The organism is Thermoanaerobacterium sp. RBIITD, from assembly GCF_900205865.1.
GTDB lineage: Bacteria > Bacillota > Thermoanaerobacteria > Thermoanaerobacterales > Thermoanaerobacteraceae > Thermoanaerobacterium.
In genome coordinates this window covers 25697-45395 of the sequence record NZ_LT906662.1, presented here as the reverse complement: position 1 = coordinate 45395, position 19699 = coordinate 25697, and the positions used below count along the sequence as shown (strand labels likewise).

The following is a 19699-nucleotide window of genomic DNA, read 5'->3' as shown; positions in this document are numbered from 1 at the left end:
AAGGAGCCTAAAGTATATAGAAAGCACAATTTGTCGAACGATAATAATTACAATGAGCATATCTCACTGTTCAGTTTTGAGGGTTAAACCCTCAAAGTGAACCTTGAAAACTGCACAATGCAAAAAAAGGGTAACGAGAAAAACGAGTTACAATGAGAACCGATATACATTGTCCGGAAAATATTATTAAAAGCGAACGATTAATGAAGCTTTCGTAATATATCACGATGAACGTAGCGCAGTTTGGCGTATGAGCGAAAGCGAAAGCCGTCACAACGCATAGACGGCGTTAGCCAAACAAGCGAAGAGAACCGATGATATATTAGATAAGCGGAATTTGTGAGCGTTAATAATAATTTTCCAAAGAAAAGCGATGTATAAAAAAGAGAAGGTCAAGTTACAAAGGGCGTATGGTGGATGCCCAGGCACTTAGAGCCGAAGAAGGACGCAGCGAGCGGCGAAACGCTCCGGGGAGCCGCAAGCAGGCAGAGATCCGGAGATATCCGAATGGGGAAACCCGCTTAAGGTAATACTTAAGCATCCCATGGTGAACACATAGCCATGAGGAAGGGAGACCGCGCGAACTGAAACATCTAAGTAGCGCGAGGAAAAGAAAGAAAAATCGATTTCCCAAGTAGCGGCGAGCGAACAGGAAAGAGCCCAAACCATCACCTATGGTGATGGGGTTTAGGACCACGCAAAAGGAGTATCAGACGAAGCCGAACGGACCTGGAAAGGCCGGCCAAAGACGGTGAAAGCCCAGTAGGCGAAAGAAAGATACCAAAGTGGGATCCAGAGTACCACAGGATAGGCAACCCGGTGGGAAGACGGGAGGACCATCTCCCAAGGCTAAATACTACTAAGTGACCGATAGCGCAAAGTACCGTGAGGGAAAGGTGAAAAGAACCCCGGGAGGGGAGTGAAAAAGAACCTGAAACCATATGTCCACAAGCAGTGGAAGTCTGGCACTCAACTGAACATGTTAGGGAGGAGAAAAAAGAACTAGCGTGTCCGGTTGAGTGCCAGACGACCACGTACTTTTTGTAGAACGGACCGGCGAGTTATAGATATGCAGCAAGGTTAAGCGAAAGCGGAGCCGAAGCGAAAGCGAGTCTAAAGAGGGCGGAAGTTGCATATCATAGACCCGAAACCGTGCGACCTACCCATGATCAGGGTGAAGCCGGAGTAAGATCTGGTGGAGGCCCGAACCACGTTGACGTTGAAAAGTCATGGGATGAATTGTGGGTAGAGGAGAAATTCCAATCGAGCTCGGAGATAGCTGGTTCTCCCCGAAATAGCTTTAGGGCTAGCCTCAGGGAGTAAATATGGAGGTAGAGCACTGAATGGGCTAGGGGCCAAAAAGGCTACCGAACCCTATCAAACTCCGAATGCCATATTGATACCTGGGAGTCAGACTACGAGTGATAAGATCCGTGGTCAAAAGGGAAAGAGCCCAGACCGACAGCTAAGGTCCCAAAGAGCATGTTAAGTGGGAAAGGAAGTAGGACTTCCAAGACAACCAGGATGTTGGCTTAGAAGCAGCCATACATTCAAAGAGTGCGTAATAGCTCACTGGTCGAGAAATCCTGCGCCGAAAATAAACGGGGCTAAAACATGACACCGAAGCTTCGGATGAAAAATGGTAGGGGAGCGTACTGTATAGGGGGAAGGATAAGCGGAAGCGAATCTGGACAATACAGTAGAGAGAATGCCGGTATAAGTAACGAGAGTAAGGCGAGAAACCTTACCGTCGAAAGCCTAAGGATTCCTGGGGAAGGATAATCCGCCCAGGGTAAGTCGGGACCTAAGCCGAGGCGAAAGCGTAGGCGATGGACAACCGGTAATGAGTCCGGTACCACCAATATCCGATAAAAGAGAAGCAAGGACGCAGCGAGATAAGAAAAGCGTGCGGTTGGTAGAGCACGTCCAAGCAGCGACGAAAAGGGATGTGAGTGAAGTACCACATACCATAAGAGCTGTAACGGGGAGCCGAAAGGCGAAGTTTCAAAGGGGCTGCCGAGAAAAATTGCTATCGAGGATAAAGGTGCCCGTACCGCAAACCGACACAGGTAGGCGAGGAGAGAATCCAAAGACGAGCGGGAGAACCCTCATTAAGGAACTCGGCAAAAAGACTCCGTAACTTCGGGAGAAGGAGTGCCGAAAGGCCGCAGAGAAGAGGCCCAAGCGACTGTTTACCAAAAACACAGGTTTCTGCTAAGTCGAAAGACGAAGTATAGGAGCTGACGCCTGCCCGGTGCTGGAAGGTTAAGGGGAAATGTTATCCGGCACTCAACTATACCTATTAGGAGTGAAAAAGATGTATTATGTCTATGTAATAAAGAATGAAAAAGGAGGCATATATACAGGCTATTCAGAGAATCTACGAAAAAGAGTAGAGGCACATAATAAAGGATTAAACAAGTACACAAAAGGGCATAAATGGGAAATAATTTATTATGAAGCATACAAAGCGAAAGAAGATGCAATAAAAAGAGAAAAACAATTAAAAGAATCTCATAACGCAAGAAGATGGTTAAAAGAAAGAATAGCCAAAAGTAAAAACTCTTAGTAGATAGAGTTGAGTGCCGGAGAAGCATAGAACTTAAGCCCCAGTAAACGGCGGCCGTAACTATAACGGTCCTAAGGTAGCGAAATTCCTTGTCGGGTAAGTTCCGACCTGCACGAAAGGCGTAACGACTTGGGCGCTGTCTAGATGGGGGACCCGGTGAAATTGTAGTACTCGTGAAGATGCGAGTTACCCGCGACAGGACAGAAAGACCCCATGGAGCTTTACTGCAGCTTGTCACTGGATTTTAGTAATCCCTGTACAGGATAGGTGGGAGGCAGAGAAAGATGGGCGCAAGCCTATCTGGAGCCGACGTTGGGATACCACCCTGAGATTACCGAAATTCTAACATAGGAGCCGTAAGCCGGCATATGGACACTGACAGGCGGGCAGTTTGACTGGGGCGGTCGCCTCCAAAAAAGTAACGGAGGCGTCCAAAGGTTACCTCAGCGCGGAAGGAAATCGCGCGTAAGAGTGCAAAGGCAGAAGGTAGCCTAACTGTGAGAAAAACAATTCGAGCAGGGACGAAAGTCGGGCTTAGTGATCCGGCGGTAGAGAATGGGATTGCCGTCGCTCAACGGATAAAAGCTACCCTGGGGATAACAGGCTGATCTCCCCCAAGAGTCCACATCGACGGGGAGGTTTGGCACCTCGATGTCGGCTCATCGCATCCTGGGGCTGAAGTAGGTCCCAAGGGTTGGGCTGTTCGCCCATTAAAGCGGTACGCGAGCTGGGTTCAGAACGTCGTGAGACAGTTCGGTCCCTATCCGTCGCGGGCGTAGGAAATTTGAGAGGGGCTGCCCTTAGTACGAGAGGACCGGGGTGGACGAACCGATGGTGTACCAGTTGCGTAGCCGTACGCACAGCTGGGTAGCCAAGTTCGGAAGGGATAAACGCTGAAAGCATCTAAGCGTGAAACCCACCTCAAGATAAGATTTCCCAAACCGAAAGGGAGTAAGACACCTTGAAGAAGACGAGGTAGATAGGCCGGAGGTGTAAGAGTAGAAATACTTTGAGCTGACCGGTACTAATAAGTCGAGGACTTGACCAAGAGAAGCATTGTGCAGTATTCAAGGTTCATTTAATAAAGCAGAAAGATAATTAAAAAGATAGTATATTAAGAAAAATATTATCACCGTTCACAAATTGTGTTTTCTATATACTAACGCCTCACTACGTTAGTTCGGCTAAAGCCGTCTATGCGTTGTGACGGCTTTTATAGCCTCACCGCACTGCGTTCGCCGAGTATATAACGAAAACGCAATTAATAGTTCACTTGTGATAATATTTTTCGAAAAAAGTGTTTATCAGATAAGATTTTTTGATGTACAAGGACAAATGAACAAAAGATATCCGGTGGCAATAGCGGAGGTTAAAAACCCGTTCCCATACCGAACACGGAAGTGAAGCCCTCCAGCGCCGATGGTACTGCTATTGCGGGAGAGTAGGTCGCTGCCGGATTAAAAATAGTCCTCAGTAGCTCAATGGTGGAGCAACCGGCTGTTAACCGGTAGGCTGTAGGTTCGAGCCCTACCTGAGGAGCCATTTTATTATATAAAAAAATATTTGCGGATGTGGCTTAGTTGTAGAGTATCGGTTTCGAATCCTATCATCCGCTTTAGTGAAATCAGAGGTTCCAGAGATTATGGAATCTTTTTTATTTTATAACAGGGCAGGTGTGGTGGTGGATCACAAAAATCTACATATTCTTATTATTATATATACCTAAAAATGGTATAAGGACAATCTAAATAAAAAGATAAAAAATATTTACATATAGGTTAAGGTTAAATAAACTCATATTTAGTATTGTTTTTTGAAAAAATATTTTTACTTAAGATTACAAAATTCAATATTATAACTTTAAGTTAAACTAAAAATATAATGAATTAATCAAAGAATGGTTATATATACGTTAAATAGCAAAAGTATAATGTAAATAAATGAAAATTTTAATTTGATATTGACATTTAATAATAGTTACTTTATACTTAAATAAAGTTAAAAATAAAACAAAAAAATAAACGAAAATGGTGATAAAATGAAAAAAAGTAACCTTACAAAATATTGCAGAAGTAATCAATGTATCAAAAAATACGGTATCAAAAGCTTTGCGTGACTCTGGAATAAGTGTGAAAGTAAAAAATAAAATATTGGATACATCAATTAGAATGGGATATAAAAAAATAAAAGATTTATCCAATAAAATTATTAATGTACCAGTATTGTGCTGTGAAGACTTTCTTGTGGAATCAACTTTTTGGTCAAATGTTTTATTTGGTATCGAAAAGTCAACTAGAAACAATAATTTAAAATTAAGTATTACTGCTGTTGACGTGAAGGGTGAAGAAAATTTAAATATGCCTCAAACTATTATCAAAGAAACAACAAAAGGAATAATAGGTGAGAAATAATGACATTTAGGGAAAAATACGAAATAGAGTTGAGAAAATATAATAATTTAATAAACAGAAAAAATGTAAAGCTAGATGAGTATAATGGAATATTTGACAGATATAAATATCCGGTTTTAACAAGAGACCATACCCCACTGTTCTGGAGGTATGATTTAAATGAAAAAACAAATCCGTATTTTATGGAGCGATTGGGAATCAATGCGGTATTCAATCCGGGAGCAATAGAACTTAACGGTAAATTTTATTTGGTAGCTCGTGTAGAAGGGTATGATAGAAAATCATTTTTTGCAGTAGCCGAAAGCGACAGTGGAATAGATAATTTTAAGTTTTGGGATTATCCAATAGAATTTCCAGATATTTACCCGGAGGAAACCAATATTTATGATATGAGATTGACGAAACATGAAGATGGATGGATCTATGGAATATTTTGTTCTGAAAGTAAAGATCCAGATGCTCAGGAGGGAGATCTGTCATCTGCTATAGCAAATGCAGGGATCGTCAGAACGAAAGATTTAATTAACTGGGAAAGGTTACCCAATCTAAAGACTAAGTCACCTCAGCAGAGAAATGTGGTTTTACATCCGGAGTATGTAGACGATAAATATGCTTTTTATACTAGACCACAAGATGGTTTTATAGAAGCAGGGAGCGGTAGTGGAATATGCTTTGGATTGTGCGATGATATAGAGAACCCGGAAGTAGTAGAAGAAAAATTAGTAAGCCCCAGAATTTATCATACAATAACCGAAGTTAAAAATGGTGCAGGATGTGTTCCAATAAAAACGGAAAAAGGATGGATACATATTGCGCATGGAGTTAGAAATACCGCTGCTGGATTAAGATATGTAATATACTTATTTGTAACTGATTTAAAAGATCCGAGTAAGGTTATAGCAACGCCCGGAGGTTATTTAATTGCACCAAGAGGAGAAGAGAGAGTCGGGGATGTATCTAACGTTGTGTTTACAAATGGAGCAATTGCAAGAGAAAATGGCGATGTATATATTTATTATGCGTCTTCTGATACAAGGGTACATGTTGCCACTACAACTGTTGATAGACTTTTAGATTATGCATTTAATACTCCCCAGGATGCCTTAAGGTCTTTGGACTGCGTAAAGCAAAGAAAAGAGCTCATCAAAAAAAACCTCGAACTAAAACTAAGTGAAAAATAAATTGGGGTGTTGTTTATGTTTTATGATTTTCCTTTATAAGAGTATAAGAGCTTAAAAAGTATATGGATAAAAATACATGCTCGCCCCATATAGATAAATACTGGGATAATGCCATAAAAGAAGCAAATTAAATTGATCTAAACGTTAAACTGGATAAAATAGATTATCATGATAATTCCATAGAAGTATACAATTTATACTTTAATAGTACAAATCTAGTATACTGGGGAAAACATAGAAGAGTTATGTCTAAGGGAGACTCTGGATGGTGGCAGTCTATAAAAATAAGTGCGGGTCCAATTCCAATAGAAATAACAGGAGGCTGGTTGTTGTTTTACCACGGTGTAACAGGAACATGCAATGGTTTTGTATATTCAATGGGAGCTGCTATTTTAGACAAAGATAATCCGTGTAAGGTTTTTTATAGGACGAGGGACTACTTGCTGACGCCGGAGATGCAATACGAAACTCAAGGCTTTGTAGCAAATGTTGTATTCCCATGCGCTATATTGCAAGATTCTGAAACAGGAAGAATTACAATTTATTACGGTGCGGCAGATACTTATGTAGCTGTTGCATACACTAAAGTTTATGAACTGATAGAATACATAAAAGAAAATTCTGAACTCGTAGATGGTGATAATATTGAATATAGATAATTAAATATTTTTTAATATCAGTTTTACAATAATGAAAATAGATAGTACGGAAAAAGGCATGATTATTGCGAGGAATTTATAGAATGTTAAAAATAGGAGAGAAAGCCGATGAGAAAATATGGTTTTAATTTTCAATGGATATATGTGTGGGATGAAGGAAGGACTCCAGAATTGCCTGATCAGAAAGCTTTGGATTTTTTGGCGAAACTGGGATTTAACTTTGTTAGAATACCAGCTGATTACCGATTTTGGATAAACAATTTTAATTATTTTAATCCCAATGAAAGAATATTTGAGTTTATTGATTCATATTTACACGAATGCAGTAAAAGAAATATTCATATGTGTTTGAATTTGCATAGGGCTCCGGGGTATTGTATAAATCGAAACGATATAGAGCGTGATAACTTATGGCTGGATAAAATAGCACAGGATGGTTTTGTCTATCAATGGGAGCTCTTTGCAAAACGATACAAGGGGGTCTCTAATAAATTTTTAAGTTTTGACCTTGTAAATGAACCGCCGGACGTTGGACAGTATGGACTGACTCGTGAAAACCACGCTTCTTTAATAATCCGTACAGTAAATGCAATACGGCATATAGACCCTAATCGTGAAATTGTCATAGATGGGTTAGGTGGGGGAAATATTCCTATACCTGAATTATCCGATATTGATGTTATACAGAGCGGCAGAGGTTATCAGCCTATGGCTTTAACACATTATCAAGCCACATGGTGGAATGGTTATAAGGGTTTACTTGACCCTAAATATCCTGATTTAGTTTGGAATGATAAAATATGGAATAAGGAGGCAATACGTGAGTATTACAGACCCTGGCGAGAGTTAGAGGATAAAAATGTTGAAGTGCACATAGGCGAATTTGGATGCTATAATGAAACTCCTAACGACGTTGCTATTAGATGGTTTAAAGATCTTTTAAGCTTGTACAAAGAATTTAAGTGGGGTTATTCATTGTGGAATTTTAAAGGTCCTTTTGGAGTTGTAGAACATGGCCGTTCGGGTGCTAAGTATGAATATTATCACGGGTTTAAAGTTGATAGAGAATTGTTAGATCTCCTTTTGGAAAATATTGTATAAATCATTTGCCGGACAATTTTGTATCGGCTTATTTTTTGAAATGAATAGTTTTCTTGATTGTGATTATAAATCATATTATTCAAATGGGGATTGTAATGTCCATAAATAGATAGTATATAAAATTTAATAATTACAACTATATAATTTTAGTGTATAATTTTTGTATGTGATAAAAAAATAGAATATAAGGTACAAAAAATACCTTCCATTCACATGAAACATCCACTATAATGTTTAATTGAAAAAATAAAATCATTGAGAGGATGATTATATGTTCGAATAAAGTTTAAATGAAAATGAGATAAATTTTAAGGCTTTAGTGTCATTTATCAAATTAAATTAGTTTAAAATACCATATTTTCCCAAATTATATTTCCTAATAGAGTAAATTTGCGATGCTCTGAAACCTAGGCATATCAATAAATTGTGATACAAATTCTAACAGTATAATGCTTTTTTAAAGGTTGTGAAAAAAATTTTAAAAATACAACCCCAAAGTCTAGATAAGTAAAATATACGTGAAACTCACTTTCTATAGTATATAGTAGTAATAGAAAACCATAAACTTAAGAAGGTTGGTTCACTATAGCTATTAAAAAAGAACTTGTTGAATCATATGGGGAATCATTGTTTATAAATGTCAATTCAAATAAGGAAGTTTTCAATAAGGCAATCGTTAATGAAAAACTGATAAGTGAGAATAATGAAAACAGTTTTTTTATTATCATTGCTTGATAACCTTATCAATCAAAGCTTTAGGTACAAACTACTTTTCAAGGGAGAATATTTCTTCATTTTGTACAACAGAAATGGCTATATAATCAAGCTTATATATATGAAGATAAGCTAAATAATTGCTTCAACAAATTGCATTTTGCAGAAGGTAATAGTCTAAGGTTTGAAGATTTCGGTACAAATGCGGTTAGTGTGGATATGGAATACAAAAACTTGGATGAATTGTGCGGTAAGGATCATTATTGCGATTTATTCAAGGACTGGTACTGTACTGCAATGCCAATAATGGATAATTACAATAGAAAATAATTGCATATCTTGATATGTCACGTATTAATATCTCAAGCATTAAAGAACAGAGTATTATACTAAAAAACATAGTAATTTATCTTGAAGAATGTATATCATACAAGAGCAAAAAATGTCTTTTATAGGACCAGAACTTTATGATACTGATATATTAATTCTATCATCGTTAGCCCGTAATGGCGCAAGGAAAGTGGTAATGGACGATGTCGGCATATCTGATAGGGCATTGAGAAATCATCTAAATAAGCTTGGCACTTTATTTAAAGCAAATAATGACATTGAAATAGTTTTAGCCGCCATAAAAGCCGGATTTATAGATCTCAATGGGACTATATTATAAAATTGTTGTAACTATTAAAATTTTGATGTGCCGAAAAGCAGCACCTATTTTAGTATATTAGCGAAAAAATGTGTCGAATTTCGGAACTTCCCAAAAGTTGGGATGGAGTTTATAATATAGTCAAACAGATGAATGGCCATTCAATGTTTAATAAAAATGTAGTTAGTATACTGTTTTGGTACCGAGATAGTATTACTAACTATAAAAGGGAGATGTTTAGAAATGAAAAGATTCTTGGTTTCACCTCTACTGTGCTTGACATTAGTTTTTTCGACGACTGTAGGTTTTGCAGCAAATGAAAATAAAAAAGACGAAAATTGGGAAATAAGAAGGGCATTTATAGAAAAAAATATGATTAAGTTAGGGGAAAATGGTTATCAAAGTGTTGATGACTTTTTAACAAAGAACGGTTTTGAAAAAGCTAATAACATAAAAAGCTTTTCTATAATAACACCAGATAGTAGCAATGGAAGTGTAAAATTTATTAATATGAGTGGGTATCGTGATAGGCTTTCAGGTAAATATTTATAAATGGTTGGTGGACTTGGAAAAGTATTTATTCTGTTGATTCAAATAGTGGTGCAGTAGATGGAGTTTCAATAGCGCTTACAAATACAAATTTTAATCCAGCGACTGGATATGTTCTTTCTAGTAATCCTGCTGGTATTGCAGTATATGACCAAAACGGAACATATTGGCCAGATGCTGGAGGTGTTTCAACAATTAGCAAATCTGGTATTGTGTATACATTTCAAGATGCGTGGGTACGTTCTAGCCTAAATGATGCGAAATATATTGGATATCAAGGGCAGATATGGTTTTGGCTAGATAAACTCCAACGGAATTACCTTTATATATAGCGATGAGCTTAGAACATACATGGCAAGACGTAACTTTAAAATCACTCGGTTTAAGTTGGCAACCTGGTAGTGCTCCAGTAGTTAATTTAGAATTTAATAATATTCCATCAAATTTCAAACTAACTGATCAAGTTACTTTATATTCTTAGCCAGAACAATAAGACTTGTTATGATTGGACCTATGAAATCTAAATTAAATTTGTATAATAATAGACGATAAACATAAGATTTCATAGGCCATAATTTTCTTGAAAGAAGGTTATAAAGTATGAAAGAGTCGCAATTTTGGGGTTTATAATGTTGTGTTTAGTGTATTTAGTTGGTTGCAATATACCGAAGCTAACTGATATTGAAATAAATAAAAAATTATTTGAACTAATATCTAATGAAGCGATAGGAAGGGAAAATATTGTTATATTATGCAAAAAAAGTTTTAAAAACAAAAATATTGTTTTGTTTTCATACGATTTAGCTGATGTAAATCATATTGATTATAATTATTATGAGATAAATGGCAGAAATATTCGATTACTTGGAGGAAGCAGTAATTTTAATATTGAAAATAGAATTGTCACCCATGGGATATGAGTGATTCAATTGAAGCGAACGGCGATTCTTTACATATAGATTATGGCAAAGCAGATGATGAAAGGATAAAAACAATAATAGTTTATTACACGGATGGGGCATTTAAATCAGAAGAAATGAAAAAAGGTGACAAAGGGTATTTAATAATAAGAGACGGCAAAGGTCAACTATCAGGGACAAAAGAAATTGATTTTTTAGATAAAAATAATAATTTATTATACAAGTTACCTTAATAAACAGTTTATTATAATTATCTTCTATTTCATGATATGATATATTTTACAATAAAAATAGATAGCTCTAAGAGATTAAATGGGAAAAATATAAAAGATTTAAGTTATAAAATGAATTAATACGATATTGTCAGAAGTTATCTGTGCTTAAGACAAGCGATGTAATGTCAAGTAGTATTTTTTGGAACCTTACTACGAAAATGGGATAATTTCTTTCAAGACCTCAAAGGTACTTGCGAAGGCTCGCACGTTGGCAACTTTATATACTAGCCCTAAAAAGGCTAATACTACCCTATGCGAGTATAATCGTCTATACTTACCTCATACATATCCAGTGTAATGAAAATATCCCATTTATGCGGGCTGCTTTACCTCAAAACCGAGTTTTTGAAGTTCATAAACCATTCTTACAACTCGTTTTTTCTCGGTTTGAAGCCTGCGTGATTCAAAACAGTTTTCGTTATACTTGGTATCTGTTTTAAGTATAGTATAGATGATTACAAGCAGTTTCCTGGCAAAAGCTACAATTGCTTTTTTAGCACCTTTACGCTGTTTCATCTTCCAATACCATGCGCACAAATATGATTTCCTCTGGCCTTATTATCCAGGCCACTTCACAAAGGATGCATTTTATATATGGGTTACCTTTATTGATGTTTGCTCGTTTTTTTTACCTGCGCTTTCATTGTTACCTGGACTTAACCCAGCCCAGGAACAAATATGTTCAGCAGTTTTGAATTTACTCTTATTAGTGCCGATTTCTGCAAGTATTGTAGGTGCAGCTATTTTATCTATACCTGGTATACCATCTATTAGCTCTATTTGATGGTCATACTTTTGAATAAATGAATTAATCTGGCTCTCTACCTCTGAAAGATGGGCTTTAAGATTCTCGAGATGACTAAACATCATTTTAAGAAACTGCATCTGGTGTTTGTCCAGTCTGCCATTTATAGCCTGCATTATTTCATTTATCCTTCTGCGGGTTTTGGTTTTAAGACAACTATCAAGATCCTTGATAGTAATGCTGCCGTGAGTGTAAAGATGCTTTATTATTGCACTGCCAGAAGCACCAAATATATCTGATATGAAAGATGAAAGCCTGAAACCACAGCTTTGTAAAAACTTCTCAATACGATTCTTTTGTGAAGTTATATCTGATATAACGCTTATACGATATCTTGTGAGGTCCCTGACCTCTCGGATATCTTTTTTCGGAATAAAACTTCTGTTGAGAAGACCAGCTCTTAGAAGAGTAGCAATCCATTCCGCATCTTTCATATCAGTCTTCTTGCCGGGTACGTTCTTCATATGCCTTGCATTGGCAACAATTAGAAACATACGTCCATCAAATGCTGTTTCAAGAGTTTCATAGACAGACACCCAATATATACCTGTACTTTCCATAGCCATATGCATGCAGCTTTCTTCAACAAGCCATGCTTTTAGAGAATCAAGGTCTGAAAGCAGTGTTGAAAATATTCTGATTTCAGAGGTGGGTTGCTTGTTAATCGGTCCTTTGAGAAGACATGCAACTACGGATTCTTTGTGGATATCAAGTCTGCAGCAGCATTCAAAATGTCTTGTATATAAATCAACTCCTTTAAATATTTTGACAGGAATGATTGCCCGAGATTATATGAACTTTACTACTCGTGCTGCCTATAGGTCCACAATTGGTTGTGCTCGAAGGCAATCAGTTTACGTTGAAAAACGGGGTACTATTCCTCCGATGTTCGACCAAACTCTGTTCCTGTCCTACTTTGAATTTAGCACATAGTTGAAATTATGCAAGTACTTAACCCATTTTCATCCCTGGTTGTGATAGTAAGATCATGACCCATTGAAAAATGAATACTTATATAAAACAGTATATAATATTGTCTTAAGTTTATCTATTTTTTCTGTTTATGAGTATAGCAAAGCTAATCCTTTTATTAGGGTTTTTCAATAGGTATTATGCTTAATTTATATTATACTATTGAAAATGACATCAGTGCCTTTCTTATTCGTGGTATTATAGTCTTTAACAAAGGAACATTAGGATAGCGTATATGCTTATACCATCCATTCCCGACTATATTGCTAGCTATATTGTAGAGTATACGCCTTAATGTTGGTATTTCATGATGTCTCATGAACTCTGGTAAGATAGCTTGCTTAAACCAATTATGCAGATTTATGCTATCATCTTAATGAGTAAAAATATTTCATTGCATAGTTTGTTTCTCTGACTGTTTTTTAAAAAGCAATTCCTTCTTTTAGTTCATCAATTTTGTTTTCTATATCGCATCGTTGATTATATTCATGAAATATCTCTGTTGGTGTCATATATTCAATATTAGTAACTATAGCTTGATATTCATATTTGAATTCGTCTAAATCTATAGTTATTTGTCCATTTTTATGATTTGGTAATTTATGCAAATTGCAATATTAAATGCAACACTTTTTAAATAATTGATAAAACCATTATTTTCCAAACCATGTATGATATATCTGTTTCCCCTATAGGGGAAATAGAGACCTTAATTTTGCATTTTGATATGGTTGAACTATTTCATCGTAATCATTGCGCAAAATTGATAACTTTGCTAACCTTATCTAAAAAACATTCTTCAGGCGTCTTGTATCTTAAGATCCTCCTTGGAAGTTGATTGCACCAATTTTGCACTAGTCTTATAGCCCACTCTGATAAGTCAGCTATCGTTTTGCCTTTTTAGGTATAAACCTCCTTATTGACCCATTATGACGCTCGTTTGTCCCTCTCTCAAATGCAGAATATGGGTGACTAAAATATGCCTTGCTTTCACATTCATTTAATATCTCACTCAATTCGGCAAATTCCGCGCCATTGTCTGCCGTTATGCTCTTAAATATCTTTGAAAAATTCTCTTTATATTGCGCTTTGAGTTCATCAAATACCTTCTTGATTGATAAGCTGTCTTTTTCATCTATCACAAAGTTATATTCATACCTCGTTAAACTTTCTGTCAGTGTTAATAATGCTTTATCATTTGATCTCTTGCCTATAACAGTATCTATTTCCCAATGCCCAAAACTCTCTCTTTTGTTTATCTCCTCAGGTCTTTGCGATATGCTCTACCCCATAATCTTCTTGTTCCTTCTTATTATCTTCTTCTTTGGTTTTAAACGCACTTTTAAGCACAAATCAATATTGTGAACTCTTAACAGACCTTTATCTATGTAATTATAAAGGGTTTTGGTGCATACCATTTCTTCTTGCCAGTCGGCATTATTTCTGCAGTAACCCACAACTGCATCAGGTGACCATTTCTCTTTCAATATTTTTCCTTCTGCAAATCTCAAGAATTTCTCTGCTTTTACCACTTTTAGCTTTGCTCCGCAGTTTTTTCGATTCTTTTTATATACCTCGTAGCCCACTTCGGGAAAATACTTCTCATATGTAGTTAAATCTGATCTCATTTGGGTTACAGTTCCTCTTCTTATCTCTCTTGAAATAGTACTTGGAGCCCTTCTCAGTATCTTTGCTATTTGACGCATTGATTTACTTTGTTCTCTTAATGTATAAATCATTCCTCTTTCATATTGTGACAGGTGTTTAAAACTTCTCTTTTTTGTGGTATTATTATTATTCTTAGCCATAGTTTCAAACCTCCTGTATTGTGATTTGATTTTCACTTAATATCATACATGGTTTGAAACTATGATATCAATTTTTCTCAATTAAATTTTTGCCTGTTGCATTTAATTATACAGCTAACCATCAAAATTTTTTTATAAGGACAGAAAATAATCTGCCCTTTATTTTTTATAGGGCAATTGAAGGAAAAATGCAGAGCTAAAATGCGTTTTAGTTTTCTAATCTGTAAGCTCCAATTGTAAAAATTTTTTAAGCATTTTAAGTTAGAAAGATTTTGTTTATCCTAAATGTGGTGTATATGCTTAAATGTTATTAAAGTAAATTGATAATTCCAAATTTTAATGTTTCGAATTCCAGAATTTCAATTTTTTAAAACCTATGATTTTTACTTTAATGAAAAAATAAAAAAATTTTAAAAAACTGTAACAAATCCAAAGGTAATTTTGTTATATATTTACGAAAGGAAAAATTAGTGAGGTGATAGTATGTTTAAAAAATTTTTGCCTATTTTTGTGTTGACAATAATGATGATGACATTACTTTCAACCACTGGTTTTGCAGATGATGGTATTTCAAAGAAATTGATGACAGATACAGTAAGACCTAATTGGATAGCTATATCCCAGTTTACTAATACATTCGATATATAATCGATGGGAAAATCAACTGTCGACAGTGCATTATATGCATTCAGCGTTGACAAAATCAGAATTGATGTATATATTCAACAGTACAAGAACGGAAACTGGGTGACTATCAAAAGCTGGTCCAATACATCAACAGATATTAGCTGCTCTATAAGTGAAATATGGTATGTTGATGAGGGTTATTATTACAGGCTTGTCACGAAGGGTACAGTCTATAGAAATGGAGTTCAATTAGAGCAAGCTAGCTATACAAGCGATGCACACTGGTATTAAAATATATAGCAATCTACCTTGAAAATTGCATATCGTATAGAAGCGATAAGATGTCTGCCATAGAAGAAGAGATCAATGACACTGATAAGCTTATCCTATCATCATTGGTCCGAAATGGTGTAAGGAAAGCAGTAATGGACGAAGTAGGCATATCTGACAGAACCTTGAGAAACCATCTAAATAAAATAGGCATACTATTTGACGCAGACAATGACATAAAAATAATAATGACAGCCATAAACTTAGGTATTATAGACACACATGGCAATATATTATAGAATGATGTGCCGGAATTCGGCACCTAATTCATAAAAAATGTGCCGAATTTCGTAACTTTCCAAATGTTGGACTTGGAGTTATAATGTAGTCAAACAGATGAATGGCCATTCGATGTTTGATAAAAAAGTAGTTAGTATGCTGTTTTGGTACCGAGATAGTGTTACTAACTATAAAAGGGAGATGTATAGAAATGTTAAAAAGACGTATGTTAATTGTGTATATAATCAGCACAATGTTAGCTTTATCAATTGGAATTTCAGCGAAGGCATTTCAGAAAGAATCAATGGCATTAAATGATACACATTCTAAAATTAATATAGATGCTGGTAGTTATAGAGAACTTGAAGATGGGATAAAAGTTTATACAGATACGTTGGGAGGAATAGTATTACATTTTGCGGGAACGAAAGAAATTACTAAAGAGGAAGTAGATAAAGGGAAAAAGATTCTAGAAAACCAGGACACTGAAAAAAGTGCAATGGAAAAAGATTTAGAGGTCAGAAAAAATAATCCTGACAACTATACAATGATTTCTGGAAACTATTATGATATTGAGTATTATCCAATTTATATTGGAACTTGGGGTAATGTAGATGTTTATGCTAGACATACAATAGGTACTAGATCAACATATAATGGTCAGGATTATTTGACATCCTATGGTGATGTTACATGGTATAATACGAGTGGATATAATGCATTACCATATAGAAATGGAAATGCAACTGTTCCAAATCAGAAAGTTGTTGATGTGGCTCAACCGGTACTTTTTAATATTAGAGATTTAGGAACAAATAGAGCAAAAGAGATAACTCGAAATGATTTTGGACCTAACCAAGTTGGCATTGCAACAAGAAGAATTGCTGATCTTGATAAATATATTTTTAATGATTTGCATGGGAATACTAGTGATGGCGTTTTTTATAGTCGTACATTTGTACCGCTAACTAATTATAATCCAGAACCATGATGAATTATTATTAAAGATTAAGTAGCATAATTTAAAAATTAATGATTATATTTAGTTATAAACAGTATATAGTATGATGTACATTTAAAAAATTAATAGAAAGATTTGTTAAACTTATTTTCAAGAATGTTTATATTTGTTTAAATATGAATACGAAATTGTAAAATTGCTAGTATTTTTCTTATTTGACCAAACTTCGTGTCTAAATTTTATGTGAAAGGATAATGAAAATTCGAGATGGGTTTATGTTAACTTAGCTTAGACACGAAGTTTATGATCTTTAATAAATATAAAGTATATTTTTAATAAATTTTGACAAAACGAAAATAAGTTATAATTATATCTTAAGATTAATATAGGGGAGTTTTTATGAGTGCAGGCGAACAATTAAAAAATAACCATGGGAAAAAATTTACAAGTTTAGTCATAATTATAATTGTAGTTTTTATTAGTTTTATCATTTGTTTATTTAACTATTCATATAAAAATCAATATAATGGATGGTTAACAGGCCTTATACCTGACAAGAAGGGCTCGGACCTTATAGTAGTTAACCCAATAAGTCATGATGTAAAGAAAATATTGACATTACCGGATATAGCTCCAGATCAATTTGGAGCAGTTAGTCCAAATGGTAAGTATGCAGCATACACACAAGTAGATCAGAAAAAAGGGATAACTTATATCAATATTATGGACTTAAATAAAAAAAATTATATAAAAAAGTACCTTGATGATGTATATGGAATGCAAGCTGTATTTTATTTATCTTGGTTTCCTGATAATCAAAATTTGTTACTAGTACGTATGACGCGTAATAAAGATTTGAATAGCAATCAAGAAATATGTATACTTAATATTAAAAACAATAAGCTAAAACATTTGGTAAGTGGAGGTGAATGGGATGGCGTTGGACTAACTGATGATAATAAAATTAAATATTATATGTCGCAGGAAGAATTAAATAAATTAATAATGAAATATGGTGGACCGAAGACTATTCCAATCGAGAAAGTTGGAACTAAGTTGTTTGTGAGATTTTCTAGCCCTTCGATATCTCCTGATGGTAGTAAAATAGTATATAGTGCGACATTGTATCGTAATCAAGCAGATGAGGGTGATCCTATTAGGCTTTGGCTTGCGTCAAGTATATGGATGATTGATCTTAAAGATGACAGTTTAAAAAGAATATACTCCGATCAAGAAGTATCAAATGGAAGTGCTATTGGGCACGTTACTTGGAGTTCTGATGGAAAGCGGCTGGTTTTTTATCGGTATAGAGGGTCAAACGGATCAAATGGCAGACTTGATTGCCTTGATTTGAAAAGTATAAAGGTTAAAACAATAGTACCTGTAACAGAAGAGAATTACACAAATATAAGTCCGCATTCTTTACCTAATAATAACATATCATTTATCTCGGTATCCAAGCAAGGCAGCCCAGAAAATGCTAAACAATATATTGTTAATTTGAAAACTGGAAGCATAAAAGATAATGAAATAAAATTTAATAAAAGAAGTATAATTATGTGGAATTTCACTGATTTGCATTGATAAGTAGTAAACATTTATTATAATTGATACATAAGTAAAAAGAAAGGAATGAATGATAAATGAGGATGAAATTTGTTTTTCTTAAACGTATTTTGTTTGTTGCTATTTTTGCTGTTGTATGTACAGGATCCATCGCTTACGCCGTACAAGATGATGGAAAACCTGTAACCAAAGAAACTGTCCTTCAAGCAGGATATTCTCAAGAAATGGACAATGGCATAATCATTTATAGAGATTCAGGTGGAGGCACTGTAATACATTTTCCTTATGTTCCGAAAATCAAGATAAATGGGCAAGAGATAAAATTTATTCAGGAGCCATTTACTTTAATAGACGGAATTACATTAGTACCGGCGCGTGAATTTTTTGAAAAATTAGGTGCAACAGTAAATTGGCATAGTGACAGTCAAACAATAACAGTAGAAAAAGGTAGTACGACTGTAGAGTTGACAATAGGGACAAAGGTAGCAGAAATAAATGAAAAGATCAGTGAACTTCCAGCGAAGGTGCGATTAGTCAATAATTGCACATATATTCCCCTAAGGGTTATAAGTGAAGCATTTGGATATAAAGTCGATTATAAAGATGGTGTTATAACAGTAGATGCTGCTCAAGGCAATTAAATATAGTGTATATCTATAATAAGTTGTTGACAAATGTAACTTACCAATTAAGGACAGAAAATGCTCTGTCCTTAATTTTTTATCTTGCAATGAGAGAAAATTAAAAGCTAAAAAATGCTTTTCGTTCCTAAAAATGATATTTTCGTTCCTGAATTGACAATATTTAAATGAAATCTTTTATATTGAAATTGATAAAAAATTTTTTATAAAAAACTGTAACGAAATCCAGTGTAAGTTGTTTTATATTTATGAAGGGAAAAAATTAGTGAGGTGATAGTGTGTTTAAGAAATTTTTGTCTATTTTTGTGTTGACAATAATAATGGTGACATCACTTTCAATTACTGGTTTTGCGGATGATGACATTTCAAAGAAATCGGTGACAGATACAGTAAGACCCAATTGGATAGCCATATCTCAGTTCACTAACACATTCGATATATCATCGATGGGAAAATCAACTGTCGACAGTGTATTATATGCTTTCAGCGTTGACAAAATCAGAATTGATGCGTATCTACAACAGTTTAAAAATGGGAATTGGGTGACAATTAAAAGCTGGTCCAATACATCAACAGATATTAGCTGCTCTATAAGTGAAATATGGTATGTAGAAGAAGGATATTATTACAGGCTTGTCACGAAGGGTACAGTCTATAGAAATGGAGTTCAATTAGAGCAAGCTAACTATACAAGCGATGCACATTGGTATTAAAAGAATAAGAATTATGTTCAATGATTTAC

Annotated in this window: 18 protein-coding genes, 1 tRNA gene, 2 rRNA genes and 2 pseudogenes; 18 read left to right on the top strand and 5 right to left on the bottom strand. The window is 35.0% G+C overall.

Annotated elements, in window-relative coordinates; translation table 11 throughout:
* Window positions 1-390: 390 nt before the first annotated feature.
* The 9 genes from CPG45_RS00230 to CPG45_RS00190 all read left to right on the top strand — a co-directional run bounded on the left by CPG45_RS00230 (window position 391) and on the right by CPG45_RS00190 (window position 9836).
* A 23S ribosomal RNA gene (locus CPG45_RS00230) occupies window positions 391-3617 on the top strand.
* 301 nt (window positions 3618-3918) lie between these two features.
* Window positions 3919-4027 (top strand): 5S ribosomal RNA (gene rrf / locus CPG45_RS00225).
* A 9-nt stretch (window positions 4028-4036) separates the two neighbouring features.
* A tRNA-Asn gene (locus CPG45_RS00220) sits at window positions 4037-4111 on the top strand.
* A gap of 626 nt (window positions 4112-4737) precedes the next feature.
* Window positions 4738-4980: a type 1 periplasmic-binding domain-containing protein gene (locus CPG45_RS00215; protein ID WP_231968900.1), complete on the top strand. Its 243-nt coding sequence runs from the start codon at window positions 4738-4740 to the stop codon at window positions 4978-4980.
* Window positions 4980-6161 carry a glycoside hydrolase family 130 protein gene (locus tag CPG45_RS00210; protein ID WP_096230091.1) on the top strand — a complete coding sequence of 394 codons (1182 nt, stop codon included), beginning with the start codon at window positions 4980-4982 and terminating at the stop codon, window positions 6159-6161. The genes CPG45_RS00215 and CPG45_RS00210 overlap by 1 nt, the downstream gene beginning before the upstream one ends.
* Before the next feature lie 131 nt (window positions 6162-6292).
* Window positions 6293-6820 (top strand): glycoside hydrolase family 130 protein, encoded by a 528-nt coding sequence (locus CPG45_RS00205; protein ID WP_502695830.1) that lies wholly within the window; start codon window positions 6293-6295, stop codon window positions 6818-6820.
* A 108-nt stretch (window positions 6821-6928) separates the two neighbouring features.
* Window positions 6929-7921, top strand: a complete 993-nt coding sequence (locus CPG45_RS00200) for a glycoside hydrolase family 5 protein (RefSeq protein ID WP_096230089.1) — start codon at window positions 6929-6931, stop codon at window positions 7919-7921.
* Window positions 7922-9077: 1156 nt separating this feature from the next.
* Window positions 9078-9305 (top strand): hypothetical protein, encoded by a 228-nt coding sequence (locus CPG45_RS17220; RefSeq protein WP_231968899.1) that lies wholly within the window; start codon window positions 9078-9080, stop codon window positions 9303-9305.
* Between the two features lie 222 nt (window positions 9306-9527).
* A complete protein-coding gene (locus tag CPG45_RS00190) occupies window positions 9528-9836 on the top strand; it encodes a hypothetical protein (protein WP_096230088.1) in 309 nt (102 codons plus the stop codon).
* Window positions 9837-9861: 25 nt separating this feature from the next.
* Here the strand turns inward: CPG45_RS00190 and CPG45_RS16665 are convergent, their stop codons facing one another.
* Window positions 9862-10035: a hypothetical protein gene (locus CPG45_RS16665; protein ID WP_157732299.1), complete on the bottom strand. Its 174-nt coding sequence runs from the start codon at window positions 10033-10035 to the stop codon at window positions 9862-9864.
* 427 nt (window positions 10036-10462) lie between these two features.
* Between CPG45_RS16665 and CPG45_RS00185 the strand changes: the two genes are divergently transcribed.
* Together CPG45_RS00185 and CPG45_RS00180 are read left to right on the top strand one after the other, a co-directional pair.
* Window positions 10463-10753 carry a hypothetical protein gene (locus tag CPG45_RS00185; protein ID WP_096230087.1) on the top strand — a complete coding sequence of 97 codons (291 nt, stop codon included), beginning with the start codon at window positions 10463-10465 and terminating at the stop codon, window positions 10751-10753.
* Window positions 10750-10986 (top strand): hypothetical protein, encoded by a 237-nt coding sequence (locus CPG45_RS00180; RefSeq protein ID WP_096230086.1) that lies wholly within the window; start codon window positions 10750-10752, stop codon window positions 10984-10986. The genes CPG45_RS00185 and CPG45_RS00180 overlap by 4 nt, the downstream gene beginning before the upstream one ends.
* Before the next feature lie 354 nt (window positions 10987-11340).
* On the opposite strand, the gene CPG45_RS17815 is transcribed toward CPG45_RS00180, so the two are convergent.
* From CPG45_RS17815 to CPG45_RS00165, 4 genes and pseudogenes are all read right to left on the bottom strand, one after another.
* The gene (locus tag CPG45_RS17815; protein WP_255405103.1) at window positions 11341-11565 is read right to left on the bottom strand and encodes a hypothetical protein; all 225 of its coding nucleotides are present in this window, start codon (window positions 11563-11565) and stop codon (window positions 11341-11343) included.
* A gap of 51 nt (window positions 11566-11616) precedes the next feature.
* On the bottom strand, window positions 11617-12540 hold the full coding sequence (locus CPG45_RS00175) for an IS110 family RNA-guided transposase (protein WP_255405164.1): 924 nt from the start codon (window positions 12538-12540) through the stop codon (window positions 11617-11619).
* A gap of 419 nt (window positions 12541-12959) precedes the next feature.
* Window positions 12960-13407, bottom strand: a pseudogene (locus CPG45_RS00170) (transposase); the annotation flags it as partial.
* Window positions 13408-13555: 148 nt separating this feature from the next.
* Window positions 13556-14613 (bottom strand): annotated as a pseudogene (locus CPG45_RS00165) (IS30 family transposase).
* Window positions 14614-15096: 483 nt separating this feature from the next.
* Between CPG45_RS00165 and CPG45_RS17215 the strand changes: the two are divergent.
* The 7 genes from CPG45_RS17215 (at window position 15097) to CPG45_RS00135 (ending at window position 19670) form a co-directional block, all read left to right on the top strand.
* Complete coding sequence (locus tag CPG45_RS17215; protein ID WP_231968898.1) at window positions 15097-15261, top strand: hypothetical protein; 165 nt, start codon at window positions 15097-15099, stop codon at window positions 15259-15261.
* Window positions 15262-15264: 3 nt separating this feature from the next.
* Window positions 15265-15531: a hypothetical protein gene (locus CPG45_RS17210; protein ID WP_231968897.1), complete on the top strand. Its 267-nt coding sequence runs from the start codon at window positions 15265-15267 to the stop codon at window positions 15529-15531.
* Between the two features lie 50 nt (window positions 15532-15581).
* Window positions 15582-15809, top strand: coding sequence for a hypothetical protein (locus CPG45_RS00155; protein ID WP_231968895.1), 228 nt, complete (start codon window positions 15582-15584; stop codon window positions 15807-15809).
* A 191-nt stretch (window positions 15810-16000) separates the two neighbouring features.
* Complete coding sequence (locus CPG45_RS00150; RefSeq protein WP_096230085.1) at window positions 16001-16780, top strand: hypothetical protein; 780 nt, start codon at window positions 16001-16003, stop codon at window positions 16778-16780.
* 369 nt (window positions 16781-17149) lie between these two features.
* On the top strand, window positions 17150-18334 hold the full coding sequence (locus tag CPG45_RS00145) for a TolB-like translocation protein (protein ID WP_096230084.1): 1185 nt from the start codon (window positions 17150-17152) through the stop codon (window positions 18332-18334).
* A 59-nt stretch (window positions 18335-18393) separates the two neighbouring features.
* Complete coding sequence (locus CPG45_RS00140; RefSeq protein ID WP_096230083.1) at window positions 18394-18957, top strand: copper amine oxidase N-terminal domain-containing protein; 564 nt, start codon at window positions 18394-18396, stop codon at window positions 18955-18957.
* A 278-nt stretch (window positions 18958-19235) separates the two neighbouring features.
* Window positions 19236-19670: a hypothetical protein gene (locus CPG45_RS00135; protein ID WP_096230082.1), complete on the top strand. Its 435-nt coding sequence runs from the start codon at window positions 19236-19238 to the stop codon at window positions 19668-19670.
* Window positions 19671-19699 lie beyond the last annotated feature (29 nt).

Bases quoted from the DNA above. Each gene is read 5' to 3' on its own strand.
- CPG45_RS17220 (WP_231968899.1), top strand. From the start codon at position 9,078: ATGTCTTTTATAGGACCAGAACTTTATGATACTGATATATTAATTCTA.
- CPG45_RS00140 (WP_096230083.1), top strand. From the start codon at position 18,394: ATGAGGATGAAATTTGTTTTTCTTAAACGTATTTTGTTTGTTGCTATT.
- CPG45_RS00155 (WP_231968895.1), top strand. From the start codon at position 15,582: ATGTCTGCCATAGAAGAAGAGATCAATGACACTGATAAGCTTATCCTA.
- CPG45_RS17215 (WP_231968898.1), top strand. From the start codon at position 15,097: ATGTTTAAAAAATTTTTGCCTATTTTTGTGTTGACAATAATGATGATG.
- CPG45_RS00210 (WP_096230091.1), top strand. From the start codon at position 4,980: ATGACATTTAGGGAAAAATACGAAATAGAGTTGAGAAAATATAATAAT.
- CPG45_RS00200 (WP_096230089.1), top strand. From the start codon at position 6,929: ATGAGAAAATATGGTTTTAATTTTCAATGGATATATGTGTGGGATGAA.
- CPG45_RS00180 (WP_096230086.1), top strand. From the start codon at position 10,750: ATGAGTGATTCAATTGAAGCGAACGGCGATTCTTTACATATAGATTAT.
- CPG45_RS00190 (WP_096230088.1), top strand. From the start codon at position 9,528: ATGAAAAGATTCTTGGTTTCACCTCTACTGTGCTTGACATTAGTTTTT.
- CPG45_RS00145 (WP_096230084.1), top strand. From the start codon at position 17,150: ATGAGTGCAGGCGAACAATTAAAAAATAACCATGGGAAAAAATTTACA.
- CPG45_RS00215 (WP_231968900.1), top strand. From the start codon at position 4,738: ATGGGATATAAAAAAATAAAAGATTTATCCAATAAAATTATTAATGTA.
- CPG45_RS00150 (WP_096230085.1), top strand. From the start codon at position 16,001: ATGTTAAAAAGACGTATGTTAATTGTGTATATAATCAGCACAATGTTA.
- CPG45_RS00185 (WP_096230087.1), top strand. From the start codon at position 10,463: ATGTTGTGTTTAGTGTATTTAGTTGGTTGCAATATACCGAAGCTAACT.
- CPG45_RS17210 (WP_231968897.1), top strand. From the start codon at position 15,265: ATGGGAAAATCAACTGTCGACAGTGCATTATATGCATTCAGCGTTGAC.